General features: G+C 35.5%; 9 protein-coding genes. 8 read left to right on the top strand and 1 reads right to left on the bottom strand.

Translation table 11 applies throughout. The features are described 5' to 3' along the window. Positions 1-311: 311 nt before the first annotated feature. Positions 312-1,964: a glycosyltransferase family 39 protein gene (locus FJR05_RS20585; RefSeq protein WP_168645842.1), complete on the bottom strand. Its 1,653-nt coding sequence runs from the start codon at positions 1,962-1,964 to the stop codon at positions 312-314. A gap of 112 nt (positions 1,965-2,076) precedes the next feature. On the opposite strand from FJR05_RS20585, the gene FJR05_RS20580 reads away from it, so the two are divergent. From FJR05_RS20580 to FJR05_RS20545, 8 genes are all read left to right on the top strand, one after another. Next, the gene (locus FJR05_RS20580) at positions 2,077-2,724 is read left to right on the top strand and encodes a class I SAM-dependent methyltransferase (RefSeq protein WP_168645841.1); all 648 of its coding nucleotides are present in this window, start codon (positions 2,077-2,079) and stop codon (positions 2,722-2,724) included. Positions 2,725-2,863: 139 nt separating this feature from the next. After that, positions 2,864-3,373, top strand: a complete 510-nt coding sequence (locus FJR05_RS20575) for a hypothetical protein (protein ID WP_168645840.1) — start codon at positions 2,864-2,866, stop codon at positions 3,371-3,373. Between the two features lie 60 nt (positions 3,374-3,433). Continuing rightward, positions 3,434-4,321, top strand: a complete 888-nt coding sequence (locus FJR05_RS20570) for a hypothetical protein (protein ID WP_168645839.1) — start codon at positions 3,434-3,436, stop codon at positions 4,319-4,321. A gap of 257 nt (positions 4,322-4,578) precedes the next feature. After that, positions 4,579-6,660, top strand: coding sequence for a TonB-dependent siderophore receptor (locus FJR05_RS20565; protein WP_168645838.1), 2,082 nt, complete (start codon positions 4,579-4,581; stop codon positions 6,658-6,660). A 59-nt stretch (positions 6,661-6,719) separates the two neighbouring features. Further along, a complete protein-coding gene (locus FJR05_RS20560; protein ID WP_168645837.1) occupies positions 6,720-9,242 on the top strand; it encodes a U32 family peptidase in 2,523 nt (840 codons plus the stop codon). A gap of 54 nt (positions 9,243-9,296) precedes the next feature. After that, positions 9,297-11,681 carry a dynamin-like GTPase family protein gene (locus tag FJR05_RS20555; protein ID WP_168645836.1) on the top strand — a complete coding sequence of 795 codons (2,385 nt, stop codon included), beginning with the start codon at positions 9,297-9,299 and terminating at the stop codon, positions 11,679-11,681. 83 nt (positions 11,682-11,764) lie between these two features. Further along, a complete protein-coding gene (locus tag FJR05_RS20550) occupies positions 11,765-12,133 on the top strand; it encodes a KGK domain-containing protein (protein ID WP_168645835.1) in 369 nt (122 codons plus the stop codon). A 368-nt stretch (positions 12,134-12,501) separates the two neighbouring features. Further along, positions 12,502-12,789, top strand: a complete 288-nt coding sequence (locus tag FJR05_RS20545) for a DUF2252 family protein (RefSeq protein ID WP_168645834.1) — start codon at positions 12,502-12,504, stop codon at positions 12,787-12,789. Positions 12,790-12,808: the final 19 nt, after the last annotated feature.

The raw sequence follows: 12,808 nt of genomic DNA, 5'->3' as shown, positions 1-12,808 counted from the left end.
TGAGCTTTCAGGTATCCTTTTTTCTATCATACTTTCTGCATGAAGGAAATCCCTGGTTTTCCTGTCAAAATTAACACACTAGGCTGAAACTCAATCAGAATATTGCATTGAGACAACTTTACATACCGTTACATACCTTTAAATTTTCCTGTTGACCTACTTAAGTAGGTTGACGTTAAAAATTGTTGTTATGGCAAGGGAATGGGGAAAAAGGGAAAAGAGGTTTTGGGCAACTTTACTTTTCGTTACATATTTCTGTTTTTTTCCGTTCACTTACTTAGTCCAGATTTAATCATATTTATCCTATATTTTTACTTATCATAATTATTTGCAGATAAAACTTGAATTAATTGATAATTTTTAAAACTACCAATAACTCGATAATTTGGTACTTTAACAGAACCTTGTTGATAAATCCAAGCATAACTAAAAATCGGTAACTGAGAAAGTGAATCTACACTCTTACCATACTGGGGTGTATAAAAGTAAATTAACAAAGATTCTTTATCATTAAATCCTGTTCCTTTGACAAAGTTAATCGGATGATTATGCAAAACTTTATTAATTGCTTGTTGTTGGGAAAATACTCTAAAATCTGGGTTGAAATCACCTAACAAACCTAAATTACCTGCTGTAGCTACAGATAACCAACAGCTAATCAATAAGCTACATAGCCAATAATGAGAAGTTAGAAACTTAAGATGATAATGAAACTTACCTATCCAGATTAACGGCACAATTAAGCTACCAAAACCAGAACATATCATCAGAATTGCATATTTGTGAATATTTACCTCACCCCAAACTACAATACTTATTCCGGCTAAAACTAAAATTATCCCTAATATTCCCCAAGCATAACTAATATTTCTCGGTAAATAAATTATCTGATGAGATGAAAGTTGATCATCAAATCCTTTTTGGTAAATTTTTCCTAACCAATCTAAACCTACCGCAGCTAAAAAAGCGATAAATGGATAAATGCAAAGACTATAATGAGATAGACGAGTGGAAAATATACTCAATTCAGTAAATAAGATAACGGGAAAACCAATTAATATTAATGGATATTTAGAAATTGAACGCCGAATTACTAATGTTATGCCTAATAAACTAAAAAATAACCAAGGAAAAGATTTTAAAGCTAGATTCCATACATAAAATAAAATGCCATTTTTATGTTGTTCATGACTACCTAGTTCTATGACAAATCCCAATAAAGCTCCAATACTATCGCTACCATAACGTAACCAGCTAAAATAAAGCCAAATTAAGGTGGGAATTAAACCTACTAAAAACCCTAAATACAGCATGGGGTTAGTTAAATGACGATGACGACGATGATCTATGATTAAATAAGGTAATAATGCCATCATTGGTAGAAAAATCATCAAACTTCTCATCAAGAAACCTAGACCAAAACTTAGCCCGGTGATAAAACCATATAAATATCGTTTTTGAGGATTTATGTCAGATTTTAATAGCAAGAAAATTCCTATAAATATTAATAATATAGTTGGTAAATCTGGTGTCGATAACCGACAATATTGTATCCACAAAAATTCTACATTTAGAATAATAATTCCCAAGAATGCTAATTTGTCAGATAAAAGAATTTCTCCCACTTTATAAATAACAAATATGCTCAAAATTCCCGCAATCATTGTCGGTATTCTCGCGGTTGTATCACTAACACCAAATATCTGATAAAAAATAGCAATTAACCAATAAAATCCAGGGGTTTTATGATGAGGATGACCCCAAGGTGATATCCAATCACCTGTTTCCAACATTTGTCTGGCTCTTAAGGCATAAAGTGTTTCATCATGAGCCATGAGACTGGTTTCCCCAGAAGTAAATAACAATAAAGGGAGTAGCCAAATCAATAATTTGCAATATGGTAATTGCCAAAATAGCTGAATTAATTGGATAATATTGGTAATTAGCGGTGATTTAAAAAACATTTATGAATTGTGAAATATAGTATTTTTTCATGTAAAATAAGTGAAGTTATTTTTGATAACTTACCAATTAAAATACTAGCCAAAATTTTTAGATCAGGTAAAAAAGACATTTATGCTACTACAACCAAATCAACGGATTAAGTTAGATGAATCGGATGATCAGTTATTCTATGATTACCCTCGCTTTGTTACTCATGTAGATGATGGTTTTATTCAACAATTAACTGATTTATATCGTCAGCGACTTCAAGCAAATATGCGTGTTCTTGATTTAATGAGTAGTTGGGTGTCGCATCTACCTACAGAGATAGATTTTGCTCATGTAGAAGGACACGGACTAAATCCTGAAGAACTAGCCCGAAATACTCGATTAAATCATTATTTTGTCCAAAATATCAATACAAATCTCCAGTTACCTTTTCCAGATCAAGACTTTGATGCTGTTATTAACTGTGTTTCTGTGCAATATATTCAATACCCAGAGGCTATCTTTTCGGAAATACATCGGATTCTGAAACCCGGTGGGATAGCAATTATTAGTTTTTCTAACCGGATGTTTTTTCAAAAGGCAATTCAAGCCTGGCGGGATGGTTCGGAAGCTTTTAGAGTAGAATTGGTCAAGGGATATTTTACCTCAATTCCTGGATTCACAACCCCGGAAGTGATTTGTTCGACCTCAATAGCACCAAGTTTTTTGCAGTGGTTGGGAGTAGGAGGTGGAGATCCTTTTTATGCGGTGATAGCTCAACGTCTTGTGTAGTATAGTACTACAAAAATATGCAAATACTTTGTGATGATCACTACCTCCAATCATTATTTAAAAGTAAATTTTCTAGTTTGTAAGTGACAAAATAGTTGATAATTGCCTCACAAGCTCAAGTATCAAGGAGAAGCCAAAAATGGTGATAAATCGTGGGCGGAGAGTTTTAGCTGCTGTACTGCTATCAATTGTACTACTGACTACAGCTTGCGCGACAAAAGCACCCAGTCGTTTTGATCAAGTACAACAAGAAAGTACAAAGCAAAGAAGTGGACAGGCGGTAGTTAAAAATGCAACTCAGGGTAGTAAATTAAATAAATTCTTCCCCAGTAGTGGAGATGGCTATGATCGTGTCTACACCCAGGAGAAAAAGGGCTTTTCTGAGGCAAACTTGAAAAAGGATGGTAAAGTAGTTGGCCAACTTGCTATTTCTGATACTAGCAGCATACCAGGAGCAGCGGCTAAATTTGCCAATAGCACCGAAAAAATAGGTGGTTATCCCGCAGTAAAAGTTGGTAATACTCAAACTTCTGTGCTAGTGAATAAGTACCAGGTGAAGGTGATTTCTAAGAGTCCATCATTTACTGCGAGCGATCGCGCAGCCTGGATAGAAAAATTTAATCTTGATGGTTTAGCAAAGTTGAAATAGTTTAATCGCTTCCCTAACTAACAACCGAAGTTAATACAAAACATACATAAGGAGAATTTTGTGAGTAAACCAATTCAGCAGCTAGTTGACGAACTACCAACCAGTAACTTGACTGTTTCCATGTTGAACGCTTTAGATTTTGTTGCTCCTGGTGAATGGCAAAATACAGTTGGTTTTGTGAATACCATTAAAACTGTTACCGGGGAAACTGACGAAGATTTAATTCAACAAATTGGTGAAAGAGCAATTTATTTATTTAACGATAAATCCCAAGGATATCAAACCGCCCTGTGGCTTTATCAAACCGTTGATGGTGCAGATAAGGCTTTGGGTGCAGCAGCTTTAGCTAATAAAATTGGGGAAAACATTCCCATGCTCGGTTTTTTAAACTCTCTGACTCCCAAACCAGACAAAGCTCAAACCATTGATTTAACTCTGAAATTAGTAGCTGAAGTAGTCGCCTTTTGTCAAATTAATGGCATTCCTGGAGATAGTATCGGCGATTTTGTCAGTTCTTTAGGTGAGTATGGTGGTGAGTCACTTATCCGCATGGTGGCATTAGTTTGTGTTGATGGTTTAATACCTCTAGGTCCCGACTTTATTCACAAAGCCTTATCTGGGATTAGTCAAATGAATCCCCAGGATTTAAACCAAAACCAGACTTTCCAAAGCATCAAAAATACTATTCCTGGCAATAGTGATGCTGGTAAACTCAACTTTATTGGGGAAAGTTTTCAATCAGTTAGCGGTTGGATGAGTGGGTTGGTGACAAGTAATAATTTAACCCCACAAAAAGTAATTGGTAATTTGCAATCTTTCACACAAATTGCTGATGACAAGCTAGATTATCTAGCAGCATTTATAGATGTGTCTACAAATTACTATGAACACACAGGAACTCAGACTTTAGCACGACGTTTAATTGAACGAGCAGTAGCTGAAATTTAGTCTGTAGGGGCGCAAGGCCTGCGCCCTCTATTTTATTGAATTCTAGCGATAACCACTATATTTTGAAGTACAAGAAGAAATAATTAACCGCAGATGGAAGAAGATGGACGCAGATAAACGCAGATAAATTTGTACTTCATCCTTTTAAATCTGAGTCTTTATAAATATAAGTATGACAGCTTGTCTTTTGACACAATTTCTATTTATAGGGAAAATGGAAATTAGTGATTTTTATTACCGGGTGTGAGTCCAAAAATATGACTAAGAATTTTTTCCTACCAGTTTATTTACTAAGTTTACTGGTGACATTTCCTGCTGTAGCTGCTGATAATGAAAATAATCAAAATGCAGTCAATTTAGATATTCCTAATTTAAGTGAAATTGAATTAACCGCCACAAATGCTCAATTATTAACCCAACAACCAACAGTAACCGAAGTTAAGCCAGAACCCGCCCCAGAAACAGATTTAACTCCTACAGACGATGCAGATATTTCCATAGACACCATTGGGGAAAAAGATGTTCTCCCTGAATCTACTCCCACTTATGTAATTGAAAAAGAAGAAATTCAAAAACAGGGTGCAACGAGTGTTGCTGATGTTTTAAAAAGAATGCCCGGTTTTGCTATTAATGATGTGGGACATGGCGCAGATATTCACACAGGTACATACTATCGAGGAGCTTCAATTAATCAATCTGTATTCCTGATTAATGGTAGACCAATTAATAGTAATATCAGTACATATCATGGTGCAACTGATTTAAATAGTATTCCGATAGAGGCTATTGAACGAGTCGAATTATATAGCGGTACGGCTGCTTCTTTATATGGTTCTTCAGCCTTTGGCGGAGTTGTCAATATCATTACCAAAGAAGGTTATGGCAAACCAAAACTAAATGCTAGTGCTGAATTTGGCTCATTAAACTTAAATAATCAACAGGTAACTTATAGTGGGTCAACGAATAAAGTCAAATACAACTTTAGCTTTGAAAGGTTCTTTATAGATAATCGTTATCGCGTTCCTGTTGGTGCTGCAAATCGTGATGCTCAAGGATACTTATTTAATGCAGATACAGCTACTAGCACTTATTTTGGTAGCATAGGTGTAGATTTAGATCCTAAAAACTCCTTGAATTTAGATGTAACTACCCTGAGTAGTCGTCGGGGGTTGATTTATTTCGGTTTTCCTTTACAAAGAGACCGATTAGATCATGATGGTTTGAATATTGGCTTATCTTGGAAAACTCGACTTGGTAAGGAAGAAAATTCCAATTTAACAACTACATTGGGTTACAACCGAGATTATTTTAGCACTTATGGACCAACGGGAGCGACATTTTACCGCACAGGAGTTTTAGATACACAGCAATTCAAAACTAGGATAGAACATGATTGGAAAATTACTCCTAATAATCAATTACGCTGGGGATTAGATTTAAAAAATACCGATTTAATTGGCGATGTTTTGAGTACGAATCCTGCCCTAATTGCTAAAAATGAAAGGGAAGATAGAAGTACATTTAATACAGCTTTATTTGCTGTCAATACTTGGCAACTTAGCGATGCTGTGCAAGCAGATTTAGGGGTAAGACAAAATTTTGATAGTCAATTTGGGAGTTATTTTAATCCTAGTGCTGGGTTACGTTATGCAGTTAATCCAGCTATTGCAGTGCGTGGAAGTTGGGCAGGGGCGCAACGCAATCCAGGATTAGATCAATTATATGTTTTTGATACGGTGCATAATTGGAATTCTAACCCCGATTTAAAACCAGAAACAGGTTCTACTTGGACGGCGGGAATAGATGTGAGATTGTCTGCAAATTTGTTAGGACAATTTACTTATTTTGGTAATAGTTTAGATAATCGTTTGGGGGTAATTAATGGCAGATGGGAAAATATTGGTTTAGTAGATACCAATGGTTTAGAAGCAGCATTGCAATTAAAAATTGCCAGTGAATGGTCAACTTTTATCAACTATACTTATACAGATGCTCAAATCAAAACAGGCACAGAAAAGGGGTTACAATTAGGTTTAATTCCCTATTCTTTGCTACAAACTGGAATTGGTTATCAAAAGAATGGATGGCAAGGTAATTTATATGCTACTTATAATAGTGGTTCTCGTCGTTCTGTTTTTAGTAGAAACATACCGGGAGAAAGGAGTACAGATTTTGCACCGTCTTTCTTTAATTTAGATTTGAGTGGACGGATTCCTGTAAATAAAAATTTGGGATTAACTTTTTACTTAGAAAATCTTTTGGGTGAACAATATGAACGAGTGAATCGGATATATAGTCCTGGTTTTACTTTCCGTGTGGGTCTAACTTCTAGCTTATAGGCAACTTCCCCTCAATTTAGGTACAATCTATAAGCTGACATAACCTTGACTTAACCAAAATGACAAGCATCTCCACCCCTACCCTGAAAATCCCCGAACTCCTAGCACCTGCGGGTAACTGGGAATGCGCTCAAGCCGCAGTAGAAAATGGTGCGGATGCGATTTACTTTGGTTTAGAAAAGTTTAACGCGAGAATACGGGCTGAAAATTTCACAGAAGCAGATTTACCCGAATTAATGGAATTTTTGCACCTGCGGGGAGTCAAAGGTTATATCACTCTGAATACCTTGATTTTCCCCCAGGAACTAACGGAAGCACAGCAATACCTCAAAACTATCATTTCTGCCGGTGTTGATGCTGTTATCGTGCAAGATGTGGGTATTTGTCGGCTGATTCGTCATCTTTCTCCCGACTTTCCTATTCACGCTTCCACCCAAATGACTATTACCAGTGCTGCGGGGGTAGAATTTGCTAAATCTTTGGGTTGTCAATTGGTAGTTTTAGCGCGGGAATGTTCCATTAAAGAAATTAATAAAATTCAACAACAAATATCTCAAAAAAATACTTCCTTACCTTTAGAAGTTTTTGTTCATGGTGCTTTGTGCGTCGCATATTCTGGACAATGTTTAACCAGCGAAGCATTAGGAGGACGTTCCGCAAATCGGGGAGAATGCGCTCAAGCTTGTAGAATGCCTTATGATTTAATTGCCGATGGAGAAGTTGTTAATTTAGGTAATAGAAAATATTTATTAAGTCCTCAAGATTTAGCAGGTTTAGAAGTTTTACCAGAGTTAGTTAAATCTGGAGTGACTTCTTTGAAAATTGAAGGACGGTTGAAAGCACCGGAATATGTTGCTAATGTGACTCGCGTTTATCGTCAAGCTTTAAATCAATTATTGGAAACAAATATAGAGACGTTTTCTAGTAGAGAGAAAGACCAATATAAGTTAGAAATGGCATTTTCTCGCGGATTATATACAGGTTGGTTTGAGGGAATTAATAATCAAGAATTGGTACATGGAAGATTTGGTAAAAAACGGGGTGTTTATTTGGGAGAAGTTACCCGAATTAGAAATGCCGAAATAACAGTAAAGTTAGAAGCACCTGTTAAACCAGGAGATGGAATTGTTTTTGATTGCGGACATCCAGAAACCAAGGAAGAAGGGGGAAGAATATATGCAGTTATTCCCAATGGTCAGGATGTCATTTTAACTTTTGGCAGAAATGATTTAAATTTCCATAATATTCATATAGGTGATAAGGTTTGGAAGACAAATGATCCAGAACTTGATAAACAAATCCGTCAAAGTTATACTGGAGAATATCCCCAATTTACCAGACCGATTAACATCGAAGTGCATGGAGAAATTGGCGAAAAACTAATAGCTATATCCCGTGATCAATCTTGGAATATAGTTCAAGTAGAATCAGAAATATTAATAGCTGAAGCACATACAAAACCCCTATCTACAGAAAGATTAAAAGAACAATTTGGACGGTTAGGGAATACACCTTTTCATTTAGATACTTTTATAAATAATCTCAATGGGAATATTATGTTACCCGTGAGTGAGTTAAACCGAATGCGTCGGGAAATAGTTAGCAAATTAGAGGAATTAAGAAGTAGACCCAAACTTTGGGAATTAAATCATCAGGGAAAATGGCAAGATCTAATTAGTGCTAAATCTACACAAATTCCCGCTTCTGCTTCTCTGATTGTTTTAGTCAGAAATATTGAACAATTACAAGCAGTATTAACAGCAGATATCAAAACTATATATTGTGAATTTGAAGATCCTCGCAATTATAAAGAAGCAGTAAAAATATTCAGAGAGTGGAAAGATTCTTCGATAAACCTAGTCCCCAGTCCCCAGTCCCCAGTACCGAGTATCTTTGTCGCACCACCCCGGATAACCAAACCGGGAGAAACCTGGATTTTAAAACAAGTTCTTGCTTCCCAAGCTGATGGTTATTTAATTAGAAATTATGACCAATTAGAATATTTTGCAAATGAAAGATGTGTTGGTGACTTTTCCTTAAATATTGCTAACCCTTTAACCGCAGATTATTTTCAACAACGCTTTAATTTAGAACGATTAACAGCATCTTACGACTTAAATATTAATCAACTCGAAGATCTAATTACCAATTACCCAGCACAAAATTTTGAAGTCACAATTCATCAACATATACCAATGTTTCACATGGAACATTGTGTATTCTGCGCTTTTCTATCTGAAGGAACAGATTACACCAATTGTGGTAGACCTTGTGATACACAAGCGGTTACAATCAGAGACAGAGTAGGTAGTGAACACATTCTTAAAGCAGACGCAGGATGCAGAAATACAGTATATAACGCCACAGCACAAACCGGAGCAGAATACGTAGAACGGCTGATTTCATTGGGTTTACAGCACTTACGGATTGAATTTGTCAGCGAAACACCGGAACAAGTGGAAAAAACCATACATAGCTATCAGAAATTACTCCAAGGAGAAATCATCGGTTCGCAACTGTGGAGAGAATTGAAGCTACAAAACCAATTAGGTGTGACTCGTGGTGCATTGGGGATAATGTAGCTAAATGGCGGTAAGTAGTATTACAATACTTATGCACCTTGATTACTACTTTTTATGTCCAGTTTAATGCCCCAGTGCCAGCAATTGCAAGCACAAGTTGAATCTATTCTTCAACTTCTACAGCAAGAAGCAGCTTTGCGATCGCAAGATATTACATCTGTGCAAGTTTCTTTGGATAAAGCGATTTCTCCTAAGTTTGAAATTGTGTTTGCTGGTGCTTTTAGCGCGGGTAAATCCATGTTGATTAATGCCCTATTAGAGAGGGAATTATTATATAGTGCAGAAGGACACGCGACTGGTACAGAATGTAAAATTGAATATGCACCTGTAGATTCAGAAAGAGTTGTTTTAACCTTTTTGAGTGAAGCAGAAATTCAAGAACAAGCGGTATTTTTATGTCAGCAATTGGGATTTAATACCGTAGAGAATATCCATAAACAAGATGTAGTTGATTTATTGCATCAAGGTTGTACAGCAATTATTCAACAAGAAGGAGGAGAAAATAAATCAGAACGTGCAAAACAAGCAAAAGCATTAATTTTATTGTTAGAAGGATATGTTGCAAACAAAGAAAGAATTAATAGCTTTAATAATGCAACATATTCAATGGAACAATTTAATTTTACTAACCTCAAAGAAGCCGCAGGATATGCGCGAAGAGGTAGTAATAGCGCAGTTTTGAAACGAATTGAATATTATTGTTATCATCCGCTTTTAGAAGATGGTAACGTCATTATAGACACACCAGGAATTGATGCACCAGTAAAAAAAGATGCACAATTAGCTTATGCAAAAATTCAACATCCAGATACGTCAGCAGTAGTTTGTGTTCTCAAAACTGCGTCAGCAGGAGATATGATAAAAGAAGAAACAGAACTGTTGGAAACAATGCGAGAAAATGCAGGGATAAGAGATAGGGTTTTTTATATCTTTAACCGCATTGATGAAACTTGGTACTATAACCAACTTAGACAAAGATTAGAAGACTTAATTAACAGTCAATTTCGAGATACTACTAGAGTTTATAAAACTAGTGGTTTGTTAGGATTTTACGGAAGTCAAATTAAACAAACAACGCGATTAGATAGATTTGGTTTAGATTCGATTTTTGCAGAAAGTGTTAAAGGTTTAGATGGGAAAGAAGAAACACCACAATTTGTAAATGAATTTAATCGCTACTGCGTTGCTTCAGGTAAACTTTCTCCCAGTCAATTTAGAATTTCTCTCCATAATTATGAAACTTCTAATCACAACTATGTGAGAATTTTAAGCGAACAGGGAACACCATTAATTAACCAACTAATTCAAGATAGTGGAATTGAAGAATTTCGCACATCAATTACTCGCTATCTCACAGAAGAGAAACGTCCCCAATTATTCAAAAATCTTGCTGATGATTTGGAAGACATTTGTATCAAACTCAAGAAGCACTATCAAAGTGTGCAAATTGATTTAGATAGTCAACCGCGAGAAATCGAGAGTATGAAGGAATATGAGTTGCAAAGATTAAATCAGCAACTTCAGCAAGTTGGGAGAGAATTTAATCAGCATATTAATGATGAAGTTAATAAAATCATTAATAATAACTGTGAAGATTTTGAGACGGATTTCCGACAATTACAATCACGAATGATTCGCCGTCTTGATGAACTATTAGATACTTTTTCCGTAGCTGATGCTTACCGTCGCGCTACTTTGAGTCATCCCCGCAATGCAACTGCACCTTTATTGGCTGTTTTAGTAGAGGCTTTTTATTATTTAGCAAATGAGTTGGAAGACATTTTTGTAGAGTCTTGTCAACAAGTCGTTGCTAATTTATTCCAACAGATAATGGAGAAGATTAGAAAAGCAGAATATTACCGTCAATTGTATCGCTTGTTAGGCAATGATGGGGGAATAGAAGTACAGGTAAAGGTGATAGAAGAACGGGTTTCCCAATCTTTAATTAGTGCTGCGAGAGTGGAATGTGACAGATTTGTCAGAGAAAGTCCCAGATTTTACAATGAAGGGACATTTTCTATCTATCAATTTCGACAAGTATTAGAACAAACTTCCCATTCCTATGGTGCAGAAAGTATAGTTGAAGCTGAACCTGCAATTAGACAATTATTAAAGTTAGATTTTGAACCAAAAGTTTCTGATACGATTCGTAAGTCTTTCCGTCAAACTATTAACCAAACTATCAAAACTCAGTTGTTACCAATGGGGGGAAAACAAGCGGATGAGATATTACAACAATACACTCAGGCGCGAGTTTATTTAGAGAAGACTTTACAACAGGAAGCGGAGGAAAAGATCGCTAATAATCAACGTTTATTGAGTCAGGTTGGGGGGAAAATTGAGGAGTATAATACAGCAGTTGCGGGAATTAATGGCTGTTTACAAGCGATGCAGTTATATGAACATTTGCTGCCGATAATTGGGGAAGAAGAGGTATAATATTTTGGGTGAATACGGGGTTTTTCTGTGTTCACCTAATTTTGTTTTTTTAACGAACCACAGAGACACAGAGGAAGAAAGAAATGGAAGATAAGTTTGAAGTGTTTGATTGGGAAGATGGTGATATTGTGATTGATTTTGATGGACATATATTAAAAGTCAGTCAATTGAATCAAGCAATATCAAAAGTGATTTTAGATAATGATGGCTTAAAGCAATTAAATGAGAAGTTAGATAAGATAAATAGTCGTACTTTACCATCTACGAAAAATAAAAAAGATTGGATAGAGCAAGGTGTTGATTGTAAAGTTTTAAAACCTGGGAAAAATTGGGAGTCTGGAAAGTTTAGAGTCAAATTTACCCTAGAGTTTTGTCCAGATGAACCAGAGATCAAAGAACCAGAATCACTCCTTAATGAGATACAAGGTAAGCTAAAGGAAGCTACATCGTAAATCAATTAGTCCACACTGATAGACTTTGTTTGTGTGGATGTGATTTACTTAATTGTCTGAATCAGGATGTCCAGGATTTAAGGATTTACAGGATTATTAATTGTCAAACTCAGCATTTTATAAAAAGTTAATTTATATTAAAATTGATAATTAACTATAAATTCATTAGTATAATTCGTCAGGATGAAGATAATTAAAAATAAAAACTTTATTCTAAAATTATCAAATCAAGAAATCCAAAAATATAAACACCAAACCACATCCTGTACATCCTTAAATCCTGGATATCCTGATTCAGACAAAAAATACCAAACCACATCCTGTACATCCTCAAATCCTGTAAATCCTGATTCAGACAATATAAATCTATGTCAAACAACATTAAAGCTAGAATTGAAAAATTCAACAACGGACGCAACCCTGAATTATTACAATTAAAATATAAAAAACTTGCTACTGATCCATTTTCCTTTTTTCGGGGAACTTGTCATTTATTTTATGAAGACCTTCCTCCAGATTCACTCCTAAATTCAGCACCTCTAACTTGGATTTGTGGTGATTTACATCTAGAAAACTTTGGTAGTTATAAAGGGGAAAATCGGTTAGTTTATTTTGATATTGTAACTGTTCACACTCCCCCACTAAAAAGGAATTAGGAAGTAACAGGGATAGGAG

Source organism: Dolichospermum sp. UHCC 0259 (genome assembly GCF_009711935.1).
Taxonomy (GTDB): domain Bacteria; phylum Cyanobacteriota; class Cyanobacteriia; order Cyanobacteriales; family Nostocaceae; genus Dolichospermum.
Note: the sequence above shows the minus strand (reverse complement) of the source record. Positions and strands in the feature narration are given on the sequence as shown.

What these genes read in the sequence shown, in the direction of transcription:
- FJR05_RS20585 (WP_168645842.1), bottom strand. Translation starts at nt 1,964, where the DNA reads ATGTTTTTTAAATCACCGCTAATTACCAATATTATCCAATTAATTCAG.
- FJR05_RS20575 (WP_168645840.1), top strand. Translation starts at nt 2,864, where the DNA reads ATGGTGATAAATCGTGGGCGGAGAGTTTTAGCTGCTGTACTGCTATCA.
- FJR05_RS20580 (WP_168645841.1), top strand. Translation starts at nt 2,077, where the DNA reads ATGCTACTACAACCAAATCAACGGATTAAGTTAGATGAATCGGATGAT.
- FJR05_RS20565 (WP_168645838.1), top strand. Translation starts at nt 4,579, where the DNA reads ATGACTAAGAATTTTTTCCTACCAGTTTATTTACTAAGTTTACTGGTG.
- FJR05_RS20555 (WP_168645836.1), top strand. Translation starts at nt 9,297, where the DNA reads ATGTCCAGTTTAATGCCCCAGTGCCAGCAATTGCAAGCACAAGTTGAA.
- FJR05_RS20560 (WP_168645837.1), top strand. Translation starts at nt 6,720, where the DNA reads ATGACAAGCATCTCCACCCCTACCCTGAAAATCCCCGAACTCCTAGCA.
- FJR05_RS20550 (WP_168645835.1), top strand. Translation starts at nt 11,765, where the DNA reads ATGGAAGATAAGTTTGAAGTGTTTGATTGGGAAGATGGTGATATTGTG.
- FJR05_RS20545 (WP_168645834.1), top strand. Translation starts at nt 12,502, where the DNA reads ATGTCAAACAACATTAAAGCTAGAATTGAAAAATTCAACAACGGACGC.